Here is a 25,387-nt window from a genome sequence, read left to right as displayed (position 1 = left end):
CTCAGGCCAGGCGCAGCCGGCGCGGCTGGGTGTCGGTCCAGCGGTGCGGGCCGGCCGGCGGCGGCGTGTGGGTCCACTCGGTGAAGTCGGCGCTGAAACCCTGGTCATGGCGCGCCACGCTCAGCAGCAGGCTGCTGCGGGTGCCGTAGCCACGGTCGGCCATGTCGACGAAGGGGCTGGACAGCGCGCGCTCCAGCTCGACGGGCACGCCGGTGTTGGGCAGTTCGGCCGGCGGCCGGATGTCGCGGTCGGCCAGCGCGGCCACCAGCGGCGACGGCGTGTCCGGCCTCGCCGCGAGGGCTTCGTCCAGTGCCCGCTTCAGCCGCAGGGTTTTGGGCCAGGGGGTGTCGAGCGCCGCGTTGGACAGGCCGTAGACGCCCGGCGCCAGCCGCCGGTGGTGCAGGTGGTCGGTCTGTTCTTCATGGGGTTGGGCCGGGTCACGGTTGCTCACCCAGGCCCAGAATCCGCTGGCCAGATCACCGACCACGAGGTTGAAGCCGCCGTAGTCGGCTGCGGTCACGCCGGACAGCAGCGCATCCCAGGAGTTGCCGGACTGCAGCCAGCGCGTGGTCAGCTCACCGCGGCTGCGGCGGCCCGGGCCGGGGTTCGCACTGCGCACATTGGTCAGCATGGCCACCCGACCGGCTTCGCTCATGCCCAGCCAGGTGCCGCCGTCGCGCAGATCGCGACCCGCGATGACACCGGTGCCGTCGGGCAGGGCCCAGCGGTGCAGCGGCTCGGTGGGCCGCTCAAAGAATTCGTCGCGGTTGGCCGCCAGCAGCAGGGGCTGGGCCGGGTCAGTGCCGATGGCGAAGGCGATCAGGCACATGGCGTCCCGCACAGCGGCGGAGCGTGGGGGAGGGGAATCCGGCGCCGGGCCGCCCCAAGCCGGATTCGCGCCCCCTCGGGGGGCAGCGACCCGCGCAGCGGAGGAGCGTGGGGGCCCATGTTCCTTCAAACATCCGCCAGCAGCGGGTAGGGCAGGGGCTGCAGCGTGAGCAACGGACCATCGGCGGCGCCCAGGCGCAGCGCGCCGCCTTCAGCCGCACTGGTCTGCATCGACACCATGGCGCTCCAGCCGCCCGCGGGCGAGGCCGCCGCAGCGACCACGGTGCCACAGGGCTGGGACGGGTCGCCGTCGTGGAACACCTCCTGGCCAGCTGCCATGGGCGCATCCCCGAACACCGGGTAGGCCCGGCGCTTGAGCGTGCCACGGAACTGGCTGCGCGCCACCACCTCCTGGCCGGGGTAGCAACCCTTCTTGAAGTTCACGCCGCCGACCGATTCCATGTTCACCATCTGCGGCACGAAGGCCTCGACCACCGGCTGGCTCAGCAGCGGCACACCGGCCACCACGTCCAGCCAGTCCCAGGCAGCGCCGTCGAGCGCCGGGCCGGCGGGCGGTTCCACCCCGGCCGGCGCAACCCAGAGGGCACGGGCGATGCTGTCGGCGGGATACAGGCGCACCAGCTGCGCACCGTCGGCGTCCAGCTTGCTCCAGGGCGCTGCGGGCAGGGCGGCGGGCACCGCGTCACCGACCAGACCGCGCAACTGGAACTCGGCACTGGCGTCGGTGAGCTTGACCTTGGCGCGCAGCACAAACATGGACAGGCGCTTGAGCGTCGCCGGGAGCAGGTCGGCATGACACACGAGCAGGATCTCGTCGTGCGTGCGCTTGAAGCCGATGAAACTGGCCAGCAGCCGGCCCTTGGCGGTGCAGAACCCGGCCAGCCGGGCTTCGGACAGCCCCAGCAGGGAGAAGTCGTTGGTCAGCTGGCCGTGCAGGAACTTGGCGGCCTCTTCGCCCTGGGCGCGGATGACGCCGAGCCGGGGCAGCAAGGCCACGCCGCGCAGGGCGTTGGCAGGGGGGAATTCGGGGGCTTGGGACATGATCGGTCGATTATCATGCGCCGTCCTGCGACCCGCCCCGGCGTCCGCCAAGCCCCCATTTCCTGCTGTGATACGACTGCTCTCCCGGCTCCTGCTGTTGACACTTCTGCTGGCCGGGCTGCTCGCGGGCGCTGCCTGGTGGTGGCTCGGTCAGCCGCTGGTGCTGCCCGCCACCACCACCGCCGAACAACCGCTGGCCGTGGAGATCCCGCCCGGCGCCTCGGCACGGGGCGTGGCCAGCGCGCTGACCGGCGCGGGCGTTCAGGCACCACCGCTGCTGCTGCAAGCCTGGTTCCGCCTGTCGGGCCAGTCGCGCGCCATCAAGGCCGGCATCTATGAAATCCAGCCCGGCGCCACGCCGCGCAGCCTGCTGAGGCAACTGGTGCGGGGTGAGCAGGCGCTGCGCAGCCTGACGCTGCTCGAAGGCTGGAACTTCCGCGAACTGATGGCAGCAGTGCGCGCTTCACCCGACCTGACCCAGGACCTGGAAGGGCTGGATGGCGCGGGCATCATGGCCAAGATCGGCTATCCGGGGCGCCACCCCGAAGGCCGCTTCTTTCCGGATACCTACCGCATGGTCCGCCAGGCCCCTGCGTCCAGCGTGCTGAAACAGGCGGCCCAGGCCATGGAGCAGCGGCTGGCCCAAGCCTGGGAGCAGCGCGACCCGGCGACCCTGCTGCGTTCGCCCGACGAGGCACTGATCCTGGCCAGCATCATCGAGAAAGAGACCGGTGCCGAAGCCGACCGCGCCATGGTCGGTGGCGTGTTCAACAACCGCTTGCGCATCGGCATGCGCCTGCAGACCGACCCGACCGTGATCTATGGCCTGGGCGAACGCTTCGACGGCAACCTGCGCAAGATCGACCTGCAGACCGACACCCCCTACAACAGCTACACCCGTGCCGGCCTGCCGCCGACGCCGATCTCCATGCCCGGCTGGGCCTCGCTGCTCGCGGCGGTCAAACCGGCCGACACCCGGGCCCTGTATTTCGTGGCACGTGGCGACGGCAGCAGCCAGTTCAGCACCAACCTTGACGAACACAACGCGGCCGTGCGCAAGTTCCAGCTGCAGAAGTGAACCACCATGAGTCCTGAAGCAACCGTCTCGCGCGGCCTGTTCATCAGCTTCGAAGGCATCGACGGTGCAGGCAAGTCGACCCACATCGAAGGGCTGGCCAAGGCCTTCCGGGACCAGGGCCGCACCGTCACGCTCTCGCGCGAGCCGGGCGGCACGCCGCTGGCTGAAAAGCTGCGGGTCATGGTGCTGGGCGATCCGATGGACCCGCTGACCGAGTCGCTGCTGGTGTTCGCGGCGCGGCGCGACCACCTGGTCACGGTGATCGAACCGGCCCTGGCGCGCGGCGAGGTGGTGCTGTGCGACCGCTTCACCGACGCCACCTTCGCCTACCAGGGCGGCGGGCGGGGCTTTGACCTGGAGGTGCTGGGTACCCTGGAGCGCTGGGTGCAGACCACACCCGCCGCCGTGAACAGTCTGCGCCAGCCTGACCTGACGGTCTGGTTTGACCTGCCACCCGAAATCGCCGCCGCCCGCCTGGCCGACGCCCGCACGCCCGACCGCTTCGAAGCCCAGCCGCTCGAGTTCTTCCGGCGCGTGGCCGCCGGGTATGCGGCCCGGGCCGAAGCACAGCCGGCGCGCTTCGCCCGCATCCAGGCCGACCAGACCCGCCACCAGGTCTGGCAGCAACTGACCGCGACCTTCGTGCGCCGCGGCTGGCTGTCCATCATGGTGGCGGCCAACAGCGGACCGGCATGACCACCGCACTGGACGCCCCCTGGCTGCTGAAACAGCGCGAACGCCTGCTGGCGCAGCGCGGCCACGCCTGGCTGCTGCAGGGCCCCAGCGGTTTGGGCCAGTACGCGCTTGGCCTGTCGCTGGCCCAGGCCTGGCTGTGTGAACAACCCACCGCCCACGGCGCTTGCGGAATCTGCGAGAGCTGCCACCTGATCAGCAGCCGCTCCCATCCCGATCTGATCGTGCTGATGCCCGAAACCGAGATGCTGGCGCGCGGCTGGCCGCTGTCCGAGGCGGCACAGAAAGACGTGGACGACAAGAAGCGCAAGCCCAGCAAGGAGATCCGCGTCGAGGCCATGCGCGACATGGTGGCCTTCGCGCAGCGCACCAGCGCGCGCGGCCGTGGCACGGCGGTGCTGGTGTACCCGGCCGAGCGCATGAACACGGTCACAGCCAACGCCTTGCTCAAGACCCTGGAAGAGCCGGCCGGCGACACCCGGTTCGTGCTGGCCAGCGAGTCGGCCCATCAGCTGCTGCCTACCATCCGCAGCCGCTGCCAGGCCCACGCCTTGGTCTGGCCCTCGGACGGCGAGGCCATCGCCTGGCTCCAGGCGGGGGCCCAAAAGGCTGGGTTGAAAGAGGTCGGTGAGGCCGAGGCCCGGGCCTGGCTGCAGGCCGCCGGCGGGCGGCCGGAAGATGCCCTGGCCTGGGCGCAGTCCGGACTGACCGCCGCCCGCTGGTCGCAGTTGCCCCAGGCGCTGGTGCGAGGCGACTGGGCGCTGGTGTCGGACTGGTCCGCCCCGCAGCAGTTGGCCATGCTGCAGAAGCTCTGCCACGACCTGATGTCGGTTGCGGCCGGTGCGGCGCCGCGGTTCTTTCCCGCCGACTGCCTGCCGCCGGCGCCTCGGTGGGCTGTGCTGGCTCGCTGGTCCAAAGCGCTGACCGAAGCTGCACGCACGGTCGAACACCCCTACAACGCAGGCCTGATGCAGGAAGCCTGGGTGGCGGCCACGCGACAGGTGCTCACTCCCCGTGCTGCGCGCGCCTGACGAGCCGATTGACCCACGCCATTTGCCGCTAAACTTGTCCGCCATGAGCACCAGCCCGAGCCAGCCTGCCTCTTCACGCCCCAGCGTGATCCAGCTCTCCATCAAGGAGAAAGCGGCTCTCTACGCAGCGTACATCCCGCTGTTCACCGACGGGGGCATTTTCATTCCCTCGTCCCGTGACTACCGGATCGGTGACGACGTCTACGTGCTCCTGAGCCTGCCCGACGATCCGCAGCGTTACCCCGTCGCCGGCAAGGTGGCCTGGGTAACGCCGGCCAAGGCGCAAGGTGGCCGCACCCAGGGCGTGGGCATCCGTTTTCCGGCGGACGAAAAATCCCGTCACCTGAAGATCAAGATCGAGGAAATCCTCGGTTCGGCGCTGGCCTCCGAGAAGCCGACACAGACGATGTGACCGTCGCAGGCGCCGGTCCCCCCTTCTGTTTTCCGCCTTGTCCCGGGCACCGCCTGCGGCCACCGCCATGTTCACCGACTCCCACTGCCACCTCAGCTTTCCCGAACTGACCGAGCAACTGCCAGCCATCCTGCAGGCGATGCAGGAGGCACAGGTGGACCGTGCGCTGTGCATCTGCACCACGCTGGAAGAATTCGACTCGGTGCATGCCCTGGCCCGCGACCACCACCAGCTGTGGGCCACGGTCGGCGTGCATCCCGACAACGAGGGCGTGCAGGAGCCCACACTGGACGACCTGCTGGCGGGCGCGGCACGCAAGAAGGTGGTGGGCATTGGCGAGACGGGGCTGGACTACTACCGGCTCAACGGCCGCAGCGTGGCCGAAATGGAATGGCAGCGCGAGCGGTTCCGGGTCCACATCCGCGCCGCGCGGCAGACCGGGTTGCCGCTCGTGATCCACACCCGCAGCGCGTCGGACGACACCCTGGCCATCCTGCGCGAGGAGGGCGGCTTCGCAGGCAGCGCATCCAGTCCGGTGTCGCGGGGAGTGTTCCACTGCTTCACCGAGACGGCGGAAGTGGCGCGGGCCGCCCTGGATCTGGGTTTCTACATTTCCTTCTCCGGCATCCTGACCTTCCGCAACGCGGCCGACCTGCGGGAGGTCGCGCGCTTTGTCCCGATCGACCGTATTCTCATCGAGACCGACAGCCCCTACCTGGCACCGGTGCCGCACCGCGGCAAGACCAACAACCCGTCGTATGTGCCGCATGTGGCCCGCCAGATCGCCGAGATCAAGGGGCTGGAGGTCGAGGCTGTGGCCGAAACGACGAGCCGGAACTTCGAGCAGTTGTTTGACCGGGCGGTCTGAATGCTGATGCTGAACATGAGGAAATTTAAAAAGTACATTGTTTTCAATGTATTTTTCATGTTTTTCAGTTTAGGATTTGCAGGCTCATTCGAAGACTTCTTCAAAGCAGCCGAGCTGGACAACGAGTCGGCGGTGGTGGCGCTGGCGTTGCGCGGCTTCGATCTCAACAGCCAGAACGAAAAAGGCGATTCAGGCCTTCATGTCGGAGCGCGCGAAGGCTCGCTGAAGGTGGTGAGCTTCCTGCTGACCCAGCGTGCTGTCCGTGTGGAGCTGCACAACCGCCAGGGAGAAAGCCCCCTGATGATTGCCGCCATCAAGGGGCATCTGGACATCGCCCGCCAGCTGATCCGGCGCGGTGCCGAAGTCAACAAGCCCGGATGGACGCCGCTGCACTACGCGGCGTCGCGGGCCGAGCCCGACAGCGCCGACATGGTTCGGTTGCTGCTGGAACACCACGCCTACATCGACGCGGAGTCGCCCAACCGTTCCACTCCGCTCATGCTGGCTGCGATGTACGGCAACCGCGATCTGGTGCCCTTGCTGCTGGAGGAGGGGGCCGACCCGTCGTTGCGCAACGACCAGGGACTCACCGCCGTCGACTTCGCCCGCCGCGCCGAGCGCGATGACCTGGCCGAGCTGATCGCCCAGAGACTGCGGCAGCGCCGCGCTCCGGGCCGGTGAAATACCGCCAGTCGCATCAGCGACTGCCGCCTCATCCGTAGGTGTAACCCACATGGGGATCGGGACGAATGCCCCCCAGAATCGCCATGTTCTTATTCCGAGGAGACAGCCGTGGCGATAGCCAGTCAAAAAGACTTTGTTTCGGGACTCATGTTCATGACCGTGGGCGGTTCATTCGCCTGGGGTGCGGTGGACTACGAAATCGGAGAAGCCGCACGCATGGGACCGGGGTACTTCCCCTTCATGCTCGGCCTCCTCCTGGTGTTGCTGGGTGCACTGGTCACCTTCAACTCGTTCAAGTCCGGCCCTCCGGGAGGCGACAAGATCGGCGCCATCGCCTGGAGACCTCTGGCCTTCATTCTGGGTGCCAACCTGCTGTTCGGCGCTTTGCTGGTGGGGCTGCCCTCGCTCGGCATTCCGGCATTCGGCCTGATCGTGGCCATCTATGGTCTGGTCATCATGGCCGGCTATGCCCGCGAAGGCGCCAAGCTCAAGGAGTCGGTGATTCTCGCCACCATCCTCGCCATCGGTAGCTACCTGGCCTTCGTGAAGATGCTGAACCTGCAGTTCCCCGTGCTGCCCTGGTTCCTGGCCAACTGAACCCGAGGAGAACAACTACATGGATCTGATCAACAACTTCGCTCTGGGCTTTGGCGTTGCCTTCACCTTCCAGAACCTGATCTACGCCTTCATCGGCTGCCTGCTGGGCACGCTGATCGGCGTGCTGCCCGGCATCGGCCCGTTGGCCACCATCGCCATGCTGCTGCCGGCCACCTATGGTCTGCCGCCGGTGGCCGCACTCATCATGCTGGCCGGCATCTACTACGGTGCGCAGTACGGTGGCTCGACCACGGCCATCCTGGTGAACCTGCCAGGTGAGTCGTCGTCCGTGGTGACTGTGATCGACGGCTACCAGATGGCGCGCAAGGGCAGGGCAGGCCCTGCACTGGCCGCGGCCGGTCTGGGTTCCTTCTTTGCCGGCTGCGTGGGCACGCTGATCCTGGCGGGTTTTGCTGCGCCGCTGACCGAGCTCGCTCTGGAGTTTGGTCCTGCCGAGTACTTCGCGCTCATGATCGTGGGCCTGATCGGCGCGGTCGTGCTGGCGTCGGGCTCTCTGGTCAAGGCTCTGGCGATGATCGTGCTGGGGCTGCTGCTCGGCCTGGTCGGCACCGACGTGAACTCTGGCGTGGCCCGTTACAGCTTCGACATTCCGGAGCTGACCGACGGCATCAGCTTCCTGGCGATCGCCATGGGCGTGTTCGGCTACGGCGAAATCATCCAGAACCTGTCGCACCCGGACGAAAAGCGCGAGGTGTTCACCGGCAAGGTGCAGGGCATCATGCCCACGGCCGAAGACTTCAAGAACATGTTCCCCGCCGTGCTGCGCGGAACCGCGCTCGGGTCGGCCCTGGGCATCCTGCCCGGCGGTGGTGCGCTGCTCTCGGCCTTCACCGCCTATACCATCGAAAAGAAGACCAAGCTCAAGCCCGGAGAAGTGCCGTTCGGCCAAGGCAACATCCGCGGCGTGGCCGCGCCGGAGTCGGCCAACAACGCCGGTTCGCAGACCTCCTTCATTCCGCTGCTGACGCTGGGCATCCCTCCCAACGCCGTGATGGCGCTGATGGTGGGCGCCATGACCATCCACAACATCCAGCCCGGCCCGCAGGTGATGACCAGCAACCCCGAGCTGTTCTGGGGCCTGATCGCCTCGATGTGGATCGGCAACGCCATGCTGGTGATCCTGAACCTCCCGCTGATCGGTATCTGGATCAAGCTGCTGACCGTGCCCTACAAGTGGCTGTTTCCCGCCATCGTGCTGTTCTGCGCGATCGGTGTGTACTCGACCAACAACAACAGCTTCGACATCTGGATGGTGGCGCTGTTCGGTCTGATCGGCTACGGCTTCATCAAGCTCGGCTGCGAGCCGGCGCCGCTGCTGCTGGGTCTGATCCTGGGCCCGATGATGGAGGAGTACCTGCGGCGCGCGCTTCTGATCTCGCGCGGCGACTGGTCGGTGTTCGTGACCCGCCCGCTGTCGGCCAGCCTGCTGGTGGTGGCGGCTATCCTGCTGATCGTGGTGCTGATGCCGTCGGTGAAGAAGAAGCGCGAAGAAGCGTTTGTTGAAGACTGATACAGCTCCACTCGTTGGAGCAGGAACCCCGGTCAGAAGCCTGGCCGGGGTTTTTTTCTTGGGACCGGATCAGCCTGGTAGCTGGCGCCCAGCCCAGGCCAGCACCTGCCAGAACGCCACGACCGGCGAAAGGACGCAGGCCCAGAACACCAGGAACTCGATGACCATGGCAACGTAGTGCTCGAACGTGGACAGCATGATGTTTCCTTGCGGGCGGTGAATTCAGATGAACCAAGGGTTCTGCCGAGATGTGAGATCCGTCACAAATCTGCTGATGACTCCAGTGCGGTTGCCCAACGGCAGACTTGAAGCCGTTCGCGTGGCGCAACGTAACAAGTGTTTCTAGATGCAATGAGCTTCCAATGTTCTACGATGTATATTGTTGTCAGTAGATAGCATTACATAGCACAACTTTAACACCAAATAAGGTACTACGTACCCCATTTGGTTACGTTCAAGCGCAGGCAAAAAGTGTTGGTTTTCTCTGGACAGGTTCAACCCCGTTCAGCGAGGATCAAATGCTCACTCTCTCGGTTGTCGCCACCAAAGGCGGCGTAGGCAAAACCACCCTCTGCGCCAACATCGGTGGCTTTCTGGCAGACATGGGATACCGTGTGCTGCTCATTGACGCGGACATTCAGCCCGCGCTGACCCGGCACTTCCAACTCTCCCACGTAGCAGAACATGGCCTGACGACCATGATTCAGAGAGGAGTGCTGGCCGATGACTGCATCAGTCACGTGTGTCTCCCTCCTGAGAACTTCCGTGGGGACGCCTCGGTCCTGAACGTTCGGGGTGGGTTCCTGCACCTGGTGCGCTCAGACACCCAGCGTTTTGACGAAGAACGGGGTGTCTTTACCTATGACAGTGCGTTGCAGGACTGGCTGTCCAACCGGCTGGATCGCCTGGTGCGTATCCGCCTGGCGATCAGAAACGAAGCCGTTTCCTCGAAATACGACGTAGTAATCATCGACACCCAGGGTGCCGTAGGTCACCTACAGGATGCAGCAGTCAACGCGGCCGACATGCTGCTTATTCCGGCCAAGCCCGACATTGTTTCCGCCAGGGAGTTCATCAGCGGATCGTTGCTGCTGATCGACCGCCACGAATCGGCCGGCAACATGGGATACACGATTCCCCCGATGCGGGCGGTGATCAACCACTACCAGAACACCGTCGACTCCAAGACCATCACCCAGCACATCCGCGATCAGTTCATTCAGCTCAGCGGCAAGGTCACGGTGATGGACGCCATGATTCCGGCTATCGCGGCGTTCCCAAAGGCGGCGACCGCCCAGGTGCCTGTTCACTGGATCGACCCTGGGAAGTCAAGCGACATCATGCATCGCTTGATGTGGGAGCTGATTGTTTCGCTGGAGGGCAAGTTCACGCCCAATCACAAGGGCGAACTGCAGGTGCCCACCAAGCCTAGCGCGCTCGAACCGGATACAGATCTAGCTCGGGAGGCTTGAGCATGGCCACCCGGAGAACTCCAGAGACGCTGACTGCGGTTGAGCGGGCTGCAGCATTGGCCCGTCATGGTACGCAGTTGCCGGCGTTGAACATGGCCCCCAACAAGCTGCCGACTTCGCGCACCGGTGCCAAAAACGCAGCGTACAACGCTCTGGTCAGTGCGAACCTGAACCAGGTTGCTCGGCCATCTCGTCCGGCGGTACCGACACCATCGCTTGATCCGAAGGCAGACCCGGACGACTCGTTCTCGATGCTGCCCATCAATGAGCTGGAAGCCTACGCTCACAACCCCCGCACCGGCAGGAATCCTCGATACGACGACCTGCGGGCCAGCATCATTGCCGATGGCATCACCAATCCCATCACGGTTACCAGGCAGAACCATGGGGCCAAGTTCCACCCTTACGGCGGGGGTAACACGCGCCTGACGATCGCCAAGGAGTTGTACGAAGCCGGTGACAGCCGGTTCAGTCACCTCAAGGTGATCGTCAAGGCGTGGCCTGGGCACGCAAACGTGATATCGGCGCACCTTGCCGAGAACGAGAACCGAGGAGAGATCTCATTCTGGGAACGCGCACAGGGCGTGGCCGATTTCAAGTCCCAGTTCGAGGCAGAGCACCGTGTGGCGCTGAGCACGGGAGAACTTGCCCGCGAACTCAAGTCTCACGGCATCAACTTCGGAGTCAAGGTCATTCAGAACTTTGCCTTCGCCGTGGAGCACCTCAAGCCGCTAGGCCAATGGCTCAAGGCGAAGGAAGTCAATGAAGTCATCCGTCCCGGCATGACGGGCGTGATGGCGGTCGCAGGAAAGTTCGATGTGGCAACCGCAGTGTTTGAGCCTGTTCTGCACAAACACCGCGATCAAATGCTCACAAGACTCGCTGCTGGTGACGGGAAGGGCGGCGTCGACAAGGAGACCTCCGAACCAGACACGAAGCCGGTAGAGCTCGATGCGGCCGAGTTGGTGGCCGACTTGCACCAAGCCCTGGCTACCGCCGTCGGTGTGTCACCAGAGGTTGTTCCGCTGATGATCAGCGCTGTCGAGTCCAACAGCCGGATCACGGCTGAAGAGCTGCGGGCGATCCAGATCCGCAAGCCCATTCACCCAACCTCCGACGTGGGTTCCACGGCTCGCCTACCGGCTCCGGCACCGCAACAGCGAGCACTGGGAGGCATACTCTCCGGAGTGCCGCCAGCAGCGACACCACCTCTCGTAGCGAACCCGACAGCTGCGCCAGCGCCTGCAACCAAGATTCACGGTTCCGCTACGGGTGCATCGCTTCAGGCCGGTACGACCTCGCCAGATCGGCCTGCGACGGCGCCTATGGATTCCAGTGGACCGCAGGCAAAACGCAATCCTCGTCTGCCAGACCAGGTCAAAGAGGGCGACCCCACAGCCCATGTGCTCAGTCTGGTGCTGGACATCAGCGATCTGGTCGTGTTGCACGACTGCATCCTCCACGTCCCTGAAATGCCATTCGGCTATTTCATGGACCTTCCTGTGTCGCTGGAGAACGTTGGCGACAAGACCTTGACATACCCGCAGCTGCGCGCGGCCGCGTGGAAGTTCCTCGCCTCGCTGAGTGGTCAGGTGGACCCGCAATGGTTCACCTTTGCCGACCGTGAGCAGTCGCGCTGGGCGAGCGCTGCGCTGCAGGGCCCAGACGTGTTCAGGCAGAGCTATTCCGACGCGTTGCGTGCCTTCACTGCAGAGACCGGTGACCCAGCGATGCTGCTGGCCGAGGTCTATCTGATGTTCAACCAGCCCGAACTGGGCTACCTCACCGTGCAGTTGCTGCGTGCCATGGAGCAACTGCGTCTGGATCACCCCGAGCGTTTCGTTCGGACTGTCACAACCGATCCAGACCTGCCCGACTGAGGCGCTTTTTTCAACCAACCCCAGGGAAAAAACACATGAACATGATGATCAACATCAGCGATCCGACGCTCACCAAGATGCTGCTTGAGCACGTGGTCGAGCAGGCCGAGGCCGGTGGCCTGGATCAATTGCTGGCCAGCGGCTTTCGGCCGGAACTTGTCGACGATCTGCGACAACGTCCGTTGCGCGACTTCTTCTACGCCGCTCGCAATGGCGGCCTGGCCATGTCGGTGCAGTTCGACATCAAGAACCTCGAAGCTTGTCTGTGGCGTCGCGACATCGCCAAGCACACCGAGACGCTCAAGGAATATTTCGTTCGACACGGGGCGTCCATCGAGATGCTGCGCAGTCTGTTCACCCTGTCAAAGCAGGAGCTGCAGCGGCTGCGCACGGAGCTTGATCTGAGCAAGGTGGGCCCCAATGGCCGTCCACGCATGCCCCCGGCGTCTATACGCGACAAGATTCACCAGAGGTGGCATGCCATCGGGCAGTCGCAACCAAACAGTCATCAACGTGACCGCCTCTGTTCGCTGCACCAGGAATTCAGTTCTTTTTCCATCGCAGCACTGCATCGCGTCATCACCGAGTTCGACGAATCGGGCACAACGGCTTCCGCACATCTGCCGGAGCCCGCACAACCAGCGGCGCCCGCCGAGGCGCAGTACCTCTCCTAACCCGTCCCCACTCCTCCAGGAGCTGACCATGCCGCAACCCTTGAACATTCCCGTTCCCGAGTCTGCGTACCGCCAAATCAGGCCGGTACTCAAAAACCGCCGCGCTCGGCGCCGCAGCATGGTCAGACCTGAACTGACCCTGGTGACCAATGAAGCCTGCTCTCTGGAACTTCCTCCAGTTTCAACAGAACAAGGTGCGGCAGCCCTGGTGACGACAAGCTTGACCAATCACTACCTCAGTCAAGCGGTGTTGCTCGACTGGCTGGGAAGCCAGCCCGTTGCGTTCCACCGCATCTATGTCGACGTCTGTGGCAGCGTCACGGCCGCCGTGTGGCTTTCCCTGGTGCTGTCGCTGCTGGACGGGCAAGGCAAGAAGAGGGTGGATGCGCAGGGAATCTTTCGTTTCGGACTCTCTACGAGCCAGTGCGAGGCGCAAACAGGACTGACCTACGCAGAGCAGCGCAAGGCCCAGCGGCGTTTGGTCGAAAGCCAGTTGCTCGCACTTGAGAGAAAGCAGGCGAGCCATGCCACGCCGTGTTTTGCGCTGGACATGAATGCACTGACACGGCTGCTTCTATCGCGAAGCTCTGGCTTGGCGGATCTGATCCAGCAGAACGTTCCCAGCAGCTCCGTGGACGTGGTCACTCTGGAGCGCCGCGCTCAGGCACGAGCTTCGAGCCGCTGCGCCTGAAGCAGTCCAGGTCAACCAACAGAACCGGGCAAGAGTCTTGTTCCCATCTACTGCTTCACTGCGAAAGCAACCGCATCTAGAGCTGGCGCAGTCTGATGCTCAGACTTCGGACGCGCGAGCGGGTACTCCAGTGGATATGGGAGACATCCGCGCTCATGACGTGGCGCTTGGTCATCTCAACGCACGCGGGTTCATCCAGTTCCACCCTTTGCTGGCGCAACGGTTGGACAGTTTCAAGGCAGCGATATTCCTGGGTCACGCCCTGTACTGGTCGCGCTACCTGGCGCACGCTCAACCCCACAGGCGCGGCTGGTTCTTCATGAGCGCTGCGCAGTGGCGCGAAGCCACAGGTCTTAGTACGCATGAGCAAGCCTCGGCCCGTGGCGAACTCACCCGTCGAGGATTGCTCGAAGAAGCCCTGGCCGGGCGCCCTGCCATCCTCCACTACCGGGTCAACTTGCACGCCACAGCAAGCTTCTTGGACCTGGACCAGCTCAACTGGGAAACCATGAGCGAGCTGTTTCACTCGTGCATCCGCTTCTACAAGCCGCTGTCGGATATCTGTGGTGGCGTTTCTGCCGGGCTGTATCTGTCCTACCTCCTGCAGCGCCAATCTTTCGCTCTTCGCAATCCTCAGGTCGATACCGCCGCGGTTGAACTGTTTCCTGGCGAGTTCTGCTATCGGCCCGAACATGCACGCATCGCCCTGTGTCTTGGGATCAAGGCACAGCGCAACGCGCGCGAGAAGCTCAAGGCCGCCGGGTTCATCCGCGAGGGCCGTTCTTCTCAAGAGGTCGTGGCGACTCGGGTGAATCTTGCGGCAATTGCCTCGTGCCTTCAGGCCCAGGAACAACCGGTTCGCAAGCGGTCAGCTCGCAAAGTGGCTGCCGCTGTTCCATTGGCCTTGGTGCCGGCTCGCAAGCCCGTCAAGCCAGTCAAAGAAGAGGTCGCCAAGCTAAGTCGAACGACCCTGCCGCAACGGCAACAGAGCCTCTTTGCACCGATGAGCCTGGCGCACCCGATGTCGCCCAGTGGAAGGGACACCACAACTGAGCGCGCACCAGTCGTCGAGCATTCGTCTGCTGCGGCAATCGCTGGTGCCGCACAGCTTGTCAGGTCGTTGTTTGCGCCGTCTTTGTTCGGCCGCCACCGCGATGCGAACAAAGCTGCGCCAATCTTTTCAACGTCCTTGCCGGTGCCGAAGTTGTCCACAACGTCGGCACTGGCAGGCCCTGAATTTGCCCTTTCTGAGAACTCAATCCGCCCTTTTTTGGATGTGAATTTGCCCTTTTTCAAAAACTATAAAGAACAAGGTATTTCAAGGTATTCACAAACAACTACGACACCGCCAGCGGACGACACCGCCAGCGAACTCCCTGGTCGTCGTCGGATTTCACGTCCAGGAGCTCAGAAGAAGGACACCGCTGTTGTTCCTGAAACCGGTTGGGAAGCGACAGGACAGAGCGCAGAAAGCGCATTTGGCGACCGTGTGGGAATGGGCCAAGGGAGGTCCAAGGAAACGCCTGCAGACCCGCAACACCGGTTGGTACCACAGCAGGACGAGGCTGCTCCGAAACCTGTTGATCTCTACTTCCCAGACAGGCTGGAGCCCAGTCTGCGTGCTGGCGTACTTGCAGCGCTCGCACAGGCGAAACCGGAGGCTCGGCAGGACCTTCTGGACGAGCTGGCTGGGCACCTGGCCATGCCCAACAAGACCATCCACAACCCCATCGGGTGGCTGCACACCTTGATTCGCAAGCAGGCTGAAGGCTTCGTTTCCCTGGCACTGGCTCCACAGGTAGCCGAGCAGCGAAGGAGTCGCCAGCGGCATCAGCAGAGGCTGGCCAAAGCAATGACGTCTGCATTGCAGGAACCTGCAGCGGCGACCGCGGAAGGGCAGCCGTCGTCCGACTCCGAGATCAAGCGCACCCACCGTCAAAAGCTTCAAGAGCTGCGGGCGACCTTCGACGCCAAGCGTGGAGGTCAGGCATGAAGGCCTCAGTCCTCCGCGTAGCGCAAAACGCGCAACCTGGTAACGGTTACCAAGTTGCGCAAAACGCGCAACTGATCAAACAACGTGAAAGGTAGTTCATGGACATGGACAGTAAAGCGCTCTTCAACGAACTCTTGCATCGACTGCGGAAGTTTGAAGACGGCAAATACAGCGACGCGATGCTGCTGCATTACCTGCTTCGGCAAGGAGCAGATGGAAGTGAGTTCAAGACCACCGCGATCAAGGTTGCGCTTGACGCTCTGCACGGATGTCTCAACCGCTGGGAAGTGCAGCGATCAATCGTCCGACTTACTCAACTTGGTCTGATTTCGACCCGTGTGCACGCGAACACCCGCACGCACTTCTCCGTCAATCGGCAAGCGGTCCTGGCACTCCTTGCAAAGCCACTTCCACGCAATCTGCCCGGCATAGACGAGCGCCATTTCCCGTTCCTGGACGAATGGAAGTCCCTGCAGACAGACGCACTTTCGGCCAATGCAGCCAACGAACCAGCGGCTGGGCAGGAAGGCGATCACGTTCCACAAATACCCAACGCTTGAAAAGGAGGAAGCACCCATGGCCACGACTGTCGCAACCACACCAAACGCTGGAAAGAAGGCCAGCAAAGCCAATGCCGCTTCGCCATCGTTGAGCAACCCGGTCCTCATACCCGCGGCCAAAAGCATGATGTTCGAGACCGAGCCGAACTCGCCGTTTCAGGACGGTTACAGCATCGCCGGTGAGCGAGCAGTCTTGGCTGAGTTCCTGGCCGACCCGCAGCGCAAGTTCGACGAGAACGACCCTCTATACGACCGACACATCGAGCTGATCGACCGCGAGGATCAGCTCGACCGGATGAAGGCGAAGTACCAATCCTCCAAGGGAGCAGACCCCGTGGTCGAGCACAAGGAGGCGGTGGCCATGAACTTCCTGGGTTCTTTGGTGGATGACGGTGTGGACCAAATGTCCCTGCACACCAAGGAAGCGTTCCGCATGTTCATGGGCCGCTCACGCGATCCTGAGAAGCAGCTCCAGCCGATCATCGGCGGCAAGCGTGTCGCTGCGGCATTGCGGGCCTTGTGGGTGCTGACCGGCAACGACAACCCCTACGCCGATTGGGGACTGCTGCGGCATGAACAGACCATCAAGGAGCTGGGCAAGCTGCTCAGCAAGCACATTGCCGACGCTCAGGCGGCATTGGACCAGCAGAAGACCAGGGGTCTGACGTTCTCGGTGCTCCAGTCATCCAGCCCGCAGGTCTTGAACCTCGGCTTCAAGTCCCCCTACGGCTACGCGGTGGCTCAACTGGTCTCGGACTTCGACTATTTCGTGCGTCTGCAGAAGACCCTTGAGCGCAAGAACCTGCGCTCGGACCAGCAGGTGCGGCAGATCATCACCGAGACGACCCGAGTCATCCGGCGCGTCTTCAACGAGACGGCACGGTTCGACCGTTGGCTCATGCGTGACGAGATGAAAGGGCTGTGTCGGGCCGACTTCGTGCCAGATGGTGACCCAGAAGGCGCCAAGCGTGTGCAGTTCGCCACCGAGGTGTTCGGGTCGTGCCCGGCCGAGGTCTATGCCGGCAAGCTCCAGCCCCGCCATTCGCGCCGTCGCATCCAGATCTCACCGGCCGAACGCAAGCTGCTGCAAGTCGTCAGTGACGAGATGCTGCGCCGCGAGCGGGAGGCCGATGCGGGCGCACTGGATGAGGCAGCCGAACAAGAGATTGCCGCAAAGCTGGTCTGAAGAAATGTTCATGAACCTGCCGCAATCGAATCCCATGGTCGAAAGGGATGGTGTTGAAAAGGCTGTGGTGGAAAGGGCCGCGGTGATCAACAGGACCCGGCTGGAGCCAGTTGTCAACCCGGCCCAATGGGCAAGGCAGGCTGTGTCGGATCAAGCCTGTCAAAAGCAGGCTGACGCAAAGGCCTTTACGGGTAGGGGCAGATTGCTGGAGCTGCGCCAACTGTTGACGGAGCTGGACCGAACCGTCGAGTCAATGAGGCAGCTGGCGGAAGCCACCAAACAGTTGCCGGGTGGGCAGATGCACCTGGTGTTGCACGTCAAGAGTTCGAGTGGATTGACCTTCCTGCGCTGGCGCGAGCGCAGCGGTGCATGCCGCCACGTGCCCTGGCCGGAGGCTCAAGAGCGCTTCTCGGAACTTGCCCCAAAGACACGGGATTGGTATGGGCTGGCTTCCAGTCAGGCGGTGCTTCTCAACGAGCGACACAAGGAGCTTCGCAGGGCCATTGCCACGGCTCGCAAGGTGGTGCTCAAGGGTGCACCAAAGGTCTTTGCGCGTCCGATTCCATTGGGTTGATCGGAGAGTGAACGTGACTCAAGCACTTCCAGCACGTCAGTGTCACAACGCGCCGGGCATCCCGTATCGAAGCGGTAACTTGTTGAATTCAATGGGGAAAGTTTCGACCAACAGACCTCGCACTATTGAGTGGTCCGACTTCGGGTATTTTTTCCGCCATCAAGATAATGAGAGGTTATCTTGAGCGCGCAAGTCGCCGAAAAATCCACGCGGCGCGGCCGGCCCTCTGGCAAGGCCCAGGTCGGGCAAGAGGCCGGCCTTCGGCTGCACGATCTGTCGTTCGTCCGGGCCGTGGTCCAGGGCTTGGCACCAGCAGCGGCCGCGCAGCGCTACCTGCCCGAGTCGTTGGTGGATGAGAGGGTGGCCAGGACCCACCTGCGCCACCTCGTGCGGTCGGCTGCAGCGGTACTGGAAGGGATGTGCGAGCCTGTGGCCGCTCAAACCGTGCTCGCGTGGCTAGACGTTCAGATTGCTGGATCGACCCGTCCTGACGTCACCACCGCCGGCGCTGTGGGCGAGACCTTACCCAGCTTGGACGAATTCGCCGAGGAGATCGGCGCCGAGGACTTCAGCGAGCGAGAAATCCAGGAGCTGTACCAGGAACGCTATGGGGCGCAGATGGCGGTGATGCCGGCACTAGCTGCCACAGCTGCAGCCGCGGTCAAGCTTGACGCCGTGCTCCGGGCCTTGAGCATCGTCCAGTCTCGTGGGGTGGTGTTGCCCAAGGCCTCCGATCCGGTGCGTCTGTGGTTCAGCCAGACCCTGACCACCAGGCTGGTGGATGCCCAGATCGTGCTTCTGCAGGATCTGGTGCAGTACGTGAACCGCCACGGACGGCACTGGTACAAGCACGTCCCCGGCGTCGGCCAAGACCGCGCCAGGCGGCTGGTCGGGTGGCTGGTGCAGCATGAGCCCTTCCTCGACCTGAAGCTCGCTCCGCGCAGCCGCTGGGACAGCGATACCGAACGTGTTCAGGATGCTACGGAAAGCCATACGGCATGTTGTTCCATTCCATCCTCTGGCGCCGCTCAGGGCTCGGTGGCTCGGTTCTGCGAAGCAGCCCTTGCCGACGGTCCGGTCTCGACCAAAGGAGGGGAGTCGCTTCGCTCACTGGGCCCCAACGCCCTGGGGGTGCAGTCTGACCTGGACGCCGTCAAGGCTTGGCTGGAGACGCTGAGCTTCAAATCCCAGCACACCCGTACCGCCTACGCTCGGGACGCGCAGCGTCTGCTGTTATGGGCTCATGAGCGCGGCAAGACGCTGTCGACCTTGACCGTGACCGATGCTGCCGATCACGCACGCTTTCTGGTCGATCCACCGGCGCACTGGCTGTGCGAGCTGCCAACGCGCAGGGCCGATGCAGGATGGCGACCGATGCGCGGACCGCTCTCAGATGCCAGCGCTGCGCGAGCCCTCGCAGCCATCGGGCACCTGTACGGGTTCCTGGTGGAAACGGGGTTTCTGGTGGCCAACCCGTTTTCTCGCATCCGACGCTCTTCGGTTCGTGGCAAGACGCCGCAGATCGACACAACTCGGTCATTTGGATCTCATCACCTGCAGATGCTCGTCAATGTGGTGCAGGCCATGCCGGCTGGGCCGGCGCGCCGCCGCGCGCAGGCGCTGCTGATGCTCATGACGTCCACGGGAGTGCGCATCGGCGAACTGGGCGGGACCTGGGGTGATGTCGTGCCCACACAAAACGACTGGAAAGATGGCGGTGAGGCCAAGGAGGCGCAGTGTCTGCGTGTCATCGGCAAGGGAGGCAAAGAAAGGTTCTTGCCCATGAAACCGTCGGTGCTGAAGGTGCTGCAGGCGCATCTGGACGACCGCAGGGCCTTGGAACAGCAAGGGGTGCTGCCTCGGTTGGAGCTGAGCTTGACACCCCTGATTTCAGTGGTGGCCAAGCCGGTGGGGCTGGACCGGTCCAAGGACAACGGAGGCCTGTCGGCTGCGGGCATTCACCGGGTGATCAAGGCCTTGTGTGAACGGGCAGCGCGTGAATGCACGGACGCACGACTTGCTGCGGAGTTTCGCGCGGCCAGCGCCCACTGGATGCGCCACACCTTTGCCCATGCGGTGCTGCGGGCCAGCGGTGGCGATCTCCCTGTGACCCAGCAACTGCTCGGGCACGCCTCCATAGCCACCACCGGCATCTACGTCAAGGCGGATATGAGCCAGCGCCTGAAGGCCGTGATGGCACTGCCAGTCATGTTCGATGCGGGCGGACCGGCCCAACGGTGATTTCAACGGCTGGGCAGGACTGGTGCACCTGCGCGGCCGCTCTTCAAGCACCACGGAGAACTGCAATGCAGAACGTGTTCATCGGCAAGGGCAATCTGGGAGGCCCGGTCGAACTCAAGCGACTTGATGGTCGCAATGGCGAGTTTGTCGTCGCGTCCATGAGGGTGATGTTTGCCCGTTGGGGTCAGAACGAACAGGGCGACCTGGAACAGGTGGGAGGCTTCTGGCGAGAGGTGGAAATCTATGGCGAGAAGGCCGAGGCCTGCGCACGTCATCTGAAGAAGGGCGCCCGCGTCCTGGTGATGGGCGAAGAACGTGACTTCATGGCTACCGACAAGGAAACGGGCGAGCAGGTGCAGGTGATCAAGATCGTTGCGGACGATGTGGCCCTGCAGCTCTCGCGCATCGAGTCGATTGTGTTTCAGCCCTCGCGCGCCAAGGAAGAAGTTCCTGCCTGAAATACGCAGGCACCGCCGTCGTGACGATCCCAACAAAGAGAAGCGTCGCCAGTACCTTTCATCACGACACGGAGGCCCAACATGTCAGTCAAGCCAAATACGACAACACAGACACAGGGAACCAGGGCAGAACCACCGGTGAGCCAGGAGCGCAAAGAAGCCCTGCTCAAACTGATCCAGGTGGAACCCGATCACCTCAGCGGCCTGGTGCACGCCACCGGCTGGGGGGAAGACCAGACGCGCATGGCGCTGTTGCAGTTGACGGTTGATGGCCTGGTGCGCCGGCACAACCGATCTGGGCGGCAGTATTTTGAAGCCGTTCACCGAATCGAATCCCAGTCAGTGAGCCACGCTTGAGCCAGGCGATCCTGCCAGCGCCTGTGGCGCTGCGGCCACCGGAGCTGGTGGTCAAGGCGGTGTTCGATGGCAAGCGCCTGGGCTTGCAGTTGCACTACATCGAAGGCATGGGCAAAGAGCTGTCCAGGGCTCGCGCTTGCTGGTTTGCGCCGGGGCGCCTGTGGGTGAGCGAACAAAGCTCGGACGCTTCGACCCTGGCCTGGCTCAAACGTCTCTACCGTGGCGAGCACGTCGACGTGGATTCGGGCTTGGCCATCATCACTGCGGCCATCCGGTCGCCGCAGCCCGACTACTTCACGCAACGCCTGGATGTGCAGGTGTTCCCGCTGGCCAAGGTCGATCCGGGCAAAGGACGCCACGCGGTCAGCTTCTACTTCGATTCGCTGTGCGTCAAGGCCATGCACGCCTTGCGCGGGCAGTTCCATCCTGCCGCCAAGGCCTGGCAGGTGCACGGTGACGTCGAGGACATCCTGGACACGCTCAAAGAGGCGGCGTTGGTCGAAGATGTCCATGTCTTCGTCCATGAGAACCCCGTGGTTCTGGAAGACCTGGTGGCGTCTTCCAGCGCCGAGTCGCCGATCTCGGTACCGGCGGCGACCCCGGAGCGCGGCATGGGCGCGGGGGGCGATGACGAGGAAGGCGCAGGGTTCCTCTCGGCCGAGCTCGAAGAGTCCAGTCGGTTCGAGGTTGACGGGGTGCTCATGAGCCAGGCGTGCGCCGCTGCAGGCCTGCGCGACTACCAGGAGGTGGGTGTTCACCACCTGGTGTCTCAATCGGGCGCTTGCCTCGGGGATGACATGGGCCTCGGCAAGAGCCGCCAGACCGTCGTGGCCACGCGCTTGATTGCAGGGGAGGGCAGGGTGCTGATCCTTTGCCCGGCCAGTCTGCGCATCAACTGGGAGCGCGAGATCCACGCCGTCTACCCGCAGGGAATGGTGGGCATCGTCGGCGAGGACCGGCATACCACCCTGTACGGTTGCGACTGGGTGATCGCCAACTATGAGCGGCTGGGGGGCCTGGTGCGTGATCCCGAGTTGGCCTTCGAGGTCATGGCCATTGATGAGGCGCACTACCTCAAGGAACACCAGGCTGGGCGCACGCGCAATGCCTTCGTGCTGGCCACGCGAATACCGAGACGCTACGTGGTGACGGGCACGCCGCTGCTCAACCGAGAGGTCGAGCTGCACACCCTGCTGCGCATGACCGGGCACCGCCTGGGCAGCATGTCGCTGCGCGACTTCCGCAAAGCCTACTCCGGCTCGAAGGAGCGGCGTGCCGAACTGGCCGCAGCGCTCAAGGGCTGGATGCTGCGCCGACGCAAGGACGTGCTCAAGGACCTGGGCACCAAGTCGCGCCAGGTGCGCTACATCTCGCCGCCAGAGGGCCTGGGCGCCTACAACGAGATCTACGCGGACATGTCGCTCTACGTCATGCCCAAGATCGTCAAGCTGCGTCAGGCGCTGGAGGCCTTGAAGACCCAGTTCCTGATCGAGACGGTCGAGGGACTGGGCGAGGGCGACAAGATCATCATCTTCTGCGAGTACATGGCCACTGTGCAGGCCATGAAAGCCGCCTTCAGCGCGGCCGGCATCCAGTGCGTGACCCTGGTGGGCTCCGACTCGGCAAAACGCCGCCAGGCGGCCATTGACGCCTTCCAGAACGATCCGGCGGTGACGGTGTTCATCGGCACCACCTCGGCCGCTGGCGTGGGGATCACGCTCACGGCGGCGAACTATGTGGCGTTCGCCTCACTGCCGTGGACTCCGGCCCTGATGCGTCAGGCGGAAGACCGGGCCTATCGGCTGGGACAGCAGCGGGACGTGATAGTGATCGTGCCGCTCATCGAGAACACGCTCGATGACGGCGTCTGGAGGCTGCTGCAGAGCAAGCAGGAGACCGAAGACGACGTGGTCGAGTCGGTCAGAGCTGCATTGCCCGGAGAGCTGGCCAGCGCGGTCGACGCGGCCAATGCGGCACTGCTGTTGGAGGCCGCGTGAGCGCTCGCCCGGCACACCGAAATTGTTTGCTTGTGCGCAGTCTGGCCAGCGCGTGCAGGTTCGTTGAAACGGCCGTTCAGGAGGACTTCATGAAAACTCAATCTGTCACATGGGCTGCGCTCGCATCCGCATTGGTGTTGGCCGGATGCGCGGCCACGCAGACGACACAGCAGGGCGCTGCCGTCGAGATCGTCACTCAGAAGCCCGCAGGCTGCCGCCTGCTTGGTGAGGTGGTCGGCAGTCAGGGCAACGTCTTCAGTGGTGACTTCACCACCGACGAGAACCTGCTCATCGGTGCCCGAAACGATCTGCGCAACAAGGCCGCAGCCATGGGCGGCAACGTGGTCCACGCACAGGATGCACTGCACTCAACCCATCCCAACAGCAGAGGAGCGGTCAAGAGCACGGTGGTGGGCAGCGTGTTTGCTTGTGCCCGCAAGTAGAGCAAGCACACAACCTGAAGTTGGACACGTCATGAACATCAAGAGCTACATCAGCGCGCCCGCTCTGATACCGCTGATCATCTTCATTGAGGGCTTCTGCTCGCTGGGTGCCGAAATCGTGGCCTTGCGCCGCCTGGTCCCTCATGTGGGCAGTGCCATCGTGGTCACGGCGCCCACCATCGGCTTCTTCCTGCTCGCGCTGGCGCTCGGGTACGCGGCAGGAGGCAAGGTCACGCAGGGACATCTGGCCCGCGTGACCCGAAACTTCCTGCTCTCTGGCGTCATCGTCGGCGTGGGCCTGGCCGGGCCGGTGGTCAATGCCCTCTTTGCGCAACTGCAGCCGGTGTGGTTGGCCTACTTGGTGTTCATTGGTGGTGTGCTGTGCCCCATCGCCTGGTTGCTCGGGCAGACCGTGCCGATCCTGAGCAACTTGATGAAGCACGACCATGTGGGCCAGGCCAGCGGCACGGCGCTGTACTGGTCCACGCTGGGTTCGTTCCTCGGGTCGGTTTCACTGTCGGTGATCGTGATGCAGTTCTTCGGGGTGTCCACAGCCGTGCTGACCTGCACGTTCGGGCTGCTCGCAGGCGCCCTGCTGCTCCAGCCTCGGCCGCTTGGCCGGACCATGCTGCCTGTGGCGGTCGGGGTGGGGGTGATCGTGGTCAACCTCACGCCCATCGCCGCGGCCGACACGGCCTATGCCGACTACCAGGTCATGCCGCTGGATTCGGTCGGGCATGTTCGCGCCCGCATGTTCATGTCCAACAACTCGCTGTCGTCCCAGATCGACGACAGCACGCCGCCCAAGGTCCATCCCTACATCAGCCACATCCGTCGAACGCTTCTGGATGACCTTGGGTTTCGGAAGCGGGAGGTCCTGGTGCTGGGCGCTGGCGGCTTCACCCTGTCTCAGCAGGAGCCCTTGAATCGCTACACATACGTGGACATCGACCCGGCGATCCATCGGATCGCTGAGGATCACTTCCTGCGGGCACCGATCCAGGGGGAATTCGTCGCGCAGGACGCGCGTCGCTACGTGCTGGAGACTGCGCGCCGCTTCGATGCCGTTGTGGTGGACGTGTTCAGTGATCGTGCGGCCATTCCCAGCCACCTGGTGACACGGGAGTTCTGGCAGGCCACCCAGAAGACGTTGCAGCCCGAGGGGGTCTTGTTGGCCAATCTCATTCTGGACTCGCGCCTGGCCTCGCCCTACGCGCGCCACGTGCTGGACACCATGGAGAGCGTGTATGGCCGCTGCAGTACAGAGGTGCTGCGCAAGGGGCAGGCGCTGTCGAACGTGATCGCCGTTTGCCATGCTGGCGGCCGACCGGAACCGAGAGTGATCTACTCGGACGAGCGCAACAAGGTTGACTTTGAAAAGTATGCAACAGGCATCCGGTGAGGGCAGGCTGTTGTTGGCCTACTGGGTCAACTTTGGTCCCAGCCCTCAACCACCAGGTGCGCGTCACCAGGGCATGCGTTGATGGCAGCGGGGACGAACTTGCCGTCCCGGGTGGCGCCGACGGAGCTTTCATGTTGTCGTGCAACTGGCGAAGCACCGGACCGGCGGGGACGAGGTACCGGTTGGGATAGCCTCCGCCAGAGAGTTGCTGTGCGACGCCTTGGGCCACCAGGTCTTCGATCCACCGCGGCCCGGAGACACCGGTCTCCCAGCTGGCCAAGTGGTGCGCTTCGCTGCTTTGTTGCGCACTGTCCGTGGTGTGAAGACGTACGGTGAACCACCAACCCAGCATGCGTCAGTTCTTCCTGTCTGATGGAAAAAACGCCCGATGATCGCAAGACCATCGGGCCGGGCAACCGGCACTGTGACCGGCCCGCTCAGGGAGGAGAGGCGGGGAGGTTCAATGTCCTCAAAGCCAGTTTAACGCCACTCGACCACATTGACCTGTCCCGGACGTTGCCGGCAGGCGGCTTGCGACTATGCCCACGCGTCAGTTGGCCTTGAGGGCTTCAAGCCGTCCCAGACCGACGAGAAACACGCGGCCCGGTTCATCGCGCGCGAAATCGACCTTGCCGAGTTCGTCGCGCCCAGGTCGCGCTGAATCTGTCTTGATGA

At 63.7% G+C, this 25,387-nt stretch carries 26 protein-coding genes; 23 read left to right on the top strand and 3 right to left on the bottom strand.

Annotated features, from left to right (window positions below; all coding sequences use genetic code 11):
• Position 1: 1 nt before the first annotated feature.
• Positions 2 to 829 carry an NRDE family protein gene (locus HPF_RS11915; protein ID WP_066160265.1) on the bottom strand — a complete coding sequence of 276 codons (828 nt, stop codon included), beginning with the start codon at positions 827 to 829 and terminating at the stop codon, positions 2 to 4.
• 125 nt (positions 830 to 954) lie between these two features.
• Positions 955 to 1,890, bottom strand: a complete 936-nt coding sequence (ygfZ, locus tag HPF_RS11910; RefSeq protein ID WP_066160262.1) for a CAF17-like 4Fe-4S cluster assembly/insertion protein YgfZ — start codon at positions 1,888 to 1,890, stop codon at positions 955 to 957.
• A 70-nt stretch (positions 1,891 to 1,960) separates the two neighbouring features.
• On the opposite strand from ygfZ, the gene mltG reads away from it, so the two are divergent.
• The 8 genes from mltG to HPF_RS11870 all read left to right on the top strand — a co-directional run bounded on the left by mltG (position 1,961) and on the right by HPF_RS11870 (position 8,784).
• On the top strand, positions 1,961 to 2,968 hold the full coding sequence (mltG, locus tag HPF_RS11905) for an endolytic transglycosylase MltG (RefSeq protein ID WP_341785661.1): 1,008 nt from the start codon (positions 1,961 to 1,963) through the stop codon (positions 2,966 to 2,968).
• 6 nt (positions 2,969 to 2,974) lie between these two features.
• Positions 2,975 to 3,664, top strand: a complete 690-nt coding sequence (tmk, locus tag HPF_RS11900; RefSeq protein WP_133156722.1) for a dTMP kinase — start codon at positions 2,975 to 2,977, stop codon at positions 3,662 to 3,664.
• Positions 3,661 to 4,692: a DNA polymerase III subunit delta' gene (locus HPF_RS11895; protein WP_133156721.1), complete on the top strand. Its 1,032-nt coding sequence runs from the start codon at positions 3,661 to 3,663 to the stop codon at positions 4,690 to 4,692. The genes tmk and HPF_RS11895 overlap by 4 nt, the downstream gene beginning before the upstream one ends.
• A gap of 43 nt (positions 4,693 to 4,735) precedes the next feature.
• Complete coding sequence (locus HPF_RS11890) at positions 4,736 to 5,104, top strand: PilZ domain-containing protein (protein WP_066160247.1); 369 nt, start codon at positions 4,736 to 4,738, stop codon at positions 5,102 to 5,104.
• A 67-nt stretch (positions 5,105 to 5,171) separates the two neighbouring features.
• Positions 5,172 to 5,972 carry a TatD family hydrolase gene (locus HPF_RS11885; protein WP_066160244.1) on the top strand — a complete coding sequence of 267 codons (801 nt, stop codon included), beginning with the start codon at positions 5,172 to 5,174 and terminating at the stop codon, positions 5,970 to 5,972.
• Complete coding sequence (locus tag HPF_RS11880; protein ID WP_306292794.1) at positions 5,973 to 6,653, top strand: ankyrin repeat domain-containing protein; 681 nt, start codon at positions 5,973 to 5,975, stop codon at positions 6,651 to 6,653. It begins immediately after the preceding gene.
• 111 nt (positions 6,654 to 6,764) lie between these two features.
• A complete protein-coding gene (locus tag HPF_RS11875) occupies positions 6,765 to 7,253 on the top strand; it encodes a tripartite tricarboxylate transporter TctB family protein (protein ID WP_066160241.1) in 489 nt (162 codons plus the stop codon).
• 19 nt (positions 7,254 to 7,272) lie between these two features.
• Positions 7,273 to 8,784, top strand: coding sequence for a tripartite tricarboxylate transporter permease (locus HPF_RS11870; RefSeq protein ID WP_133156720.1), 1,512 nt, complete (start codon positions 7,273 to 7,275; stop codon positions 8,782 to 8,784).
• Between the two features lie 69 nt (positions 8,785 to 8,853).
• Here the strand turns inward: HPF_RS11870 and HPF_RS24075 are convergent, their stop codons facing one another.
• Complete coding sequence (locus HPF_RS24075; RefSeq protein WP_279512587.1) at positions 8,854 to 8,982, bottom strand: hypothetical protein; 129 nt, start codon at positions 8,980 to 8,982, stop codon at positions 8,854 to 8,856.
• A 320-nt stretch (positions 8,983 to 9,302) separates the two neighbouring features.
• Here HPF_RS24075 and HPF_RS11865 point away from each other — a divergent pair, with 320 nt between their 5' ends.
• From HPF_RS11865 to HPF_RS11795, 15 genes are all read left to right on the top strand, one after another.
• Entirely contained in the window at positions 9,303 to 10,256 is a 954-nt protein-coding gene (locus tag HPF_RS11865; RefSeq protein WP_084383614.1) for a ParA family protein, read from the top strand.
• A gap of 92 nt (positions 10,257 to 10,348) precedes the next feature.
• Complete coding sequence (locus HPF_RS11860; protein ID WP_165961694.1) at positions 10,349 to 12,136, top strand: ParB N-terminal domain-containing protein; 1,788 nt, start codon at positions 10,349 to 10,351, stop codon at positions 12,134 to 12,136.
• A 35-nt stretch (positions 12,137 to 12,171) separates the two neighbouring features.
• Complete coding sequence (locus tag HPF_RS11855; RefSeq protein WP_133156718.1) at positions 12,172 to 12,810, top strand: STY4526/YPO1902 family pathogenicity island replication protein; 639 nt, start codon at positions 12,172 to 12,174, stop codon at positions 12,808 to 12,810.
• Positions 12,811 to 12,838: 28 nt separating this feature from the next.
• Positions 12,839 to 13,501: a hypothetical protein gene (locus HPF_RS11850; protein WP_133156717.1), complete on the top strand. Its 663-nt coding sequence runs from the start codon at positions 12,839 to 12,841 to the stop codon at positions 13,499 to 13,501.
• Between the two features lie 136 nt (positions 13,502 to 13,637).
• A complete protein-coding gene (locus tag HPF_RS11845) occupies positions 13,638 to 15,494 on the top strand; it encodes a hypothetical protein (RefSeq protein ID WP_133156716.1) in 1,857 nt (618 codons plus the stop codon).
• 98 nt (positions 15,495 to 15,592) lie between these two features.
• Positions 15,593 to 16,054, top strand: a complete 462-nt coding sequence (locus HPF_RS11840) for a hypothetical protein (protein ID WP_133156715.1) — start codon at positions 15,593 to 15,595, stop codon at positions 16,052 to 16,054.
• A gap of 16 nt (positions 16,055 to 16,070) precedes the next feature.
• Positions 16,071 to 17,240 (top strand): PFL_4669 family integrating conjugative element protein, encoded by a 1,170-nt coding sequence (locus HPF_RS11835; RefSeq protein WP_133156714.1) that lies wholly within the window; start codon positions 16,071 to 16,073, stop codon positions 17,238 to 17,240.
• Positions 17,241 to 17,250: 10 nt separating this feature from the next.
• On the top strand, positions 17,251 to 17,814 hold the full coding sequence (locus tag HPF_RS11830; RefSeq protein ID WP_133156713.1) for a hypothetical protein: 564 nt from the start codon (positions 17,251 to 17,253) through the stop codon (positions 17,812 to 17,814).
• Between the two features lie 180 nt (positions 17,815 to 17,994).
• Complete coding sequence (locus HPF_RS11825) at positions 17,995 to 20,055, top strand: phage integrase family protein (protein ID WP_133156712.1); 2,061 nt, start codon at positions 17,995 to 17,997, stop codon at positions 20,053 to 20,055.
• 65 nt (positions 20,056 to 20,120) lie between these two features.
• Positions 20,121 to 20,513: a single-stranded DNA-binding protein gene (locus HPF_RS11820; RefSeq protein ID WP_066263757.1), complete on the top strand. Its 393-nt coding sequence runs from the start codon at positions 20,121 to 20,123 to the stop codon at positions 20,511 to 20,513.
• Between the two features lie 81 nt (positions 20,514 to 20,594).
• On the top strand, positions 20,595 to 20,870 hold the full coding sequence (locus HPF_RS11815) for a DprA-like winged helix domain-containing protein (RefSeq protein WP_133156711.1): 276 nt from the start codon (positions 20,595 to 20,597) through the stop codon (positions 20,868 to 20,870).
• Positions 20,867 to 22,867, top strand: coding sequence for a DEAD/DEAH box helicase (locus tag HPF_RS11810; protein ID WP_243721561.1), 2,001 nt, complete (start codon positions 20,867 to 20,869; stop codon positions 22,865 to 22,867). Before HPF_RS11815 ends, HPF_RS11810 begins: the two co-directional genes overlap by 4 nt.
• An 89-nt stretch (positions 22,868 to 22,956) precedes the next feature.
• The gene (locus HPF_RS11805) at positions 22,957 to 23,310 is read left to right on the top strand and encodes a DUF4156 domain-containing protein (protein WP_133156710.1); all 354 of its coding nucleotides are present in this window, start codon (positions 22,957 to 22,959) and stop codon (positions 23,308 to 23,310) included.
• 31 nt (positions 23,311 to 23,341) lie between these two features.
• Positions 23,342 to 24,712: a fused MFS/spermidine synthase gene (locus HPF_RS11800; protein WP_133156709.1), complete on the top strand. Its 1,371-nt coding sequence runs from the start codon at positions 23,342 to 23,344 to the stop codon at positions 24,710 to 24,712.
• A 499-nt stretch (positions 24,713 to 25,211) separates the two neighbouring features.
• Positions 25,212 to 25,373, top strand: a complete 162-nt coding sequence (locus HPF_RS11795) for an antitoxin VbhA family protein (protein ID WP_133156708.1) — start codon at positions 25,212 to 25,214, stop codon at positions 25,371 to 25,373.
• Positions 25,374 to 25,387 lie beyond the last annotated feature (14 nt).

This window comes from Hydrogenophaga pseudoflava (assembly GCF_004353865.1).
GTDB classification, from domain to species: domain Bacteria; phylum Pseudomonadota; class Gammaproteobacteria; order Burkholderiales; family Burkholderiaceae_C; genus Hydrogenophaga; species Hydrogenophaga pseudoflava.
This window is presented reverse-complemented; position numbering and strand designations above follow the sequence as displayed.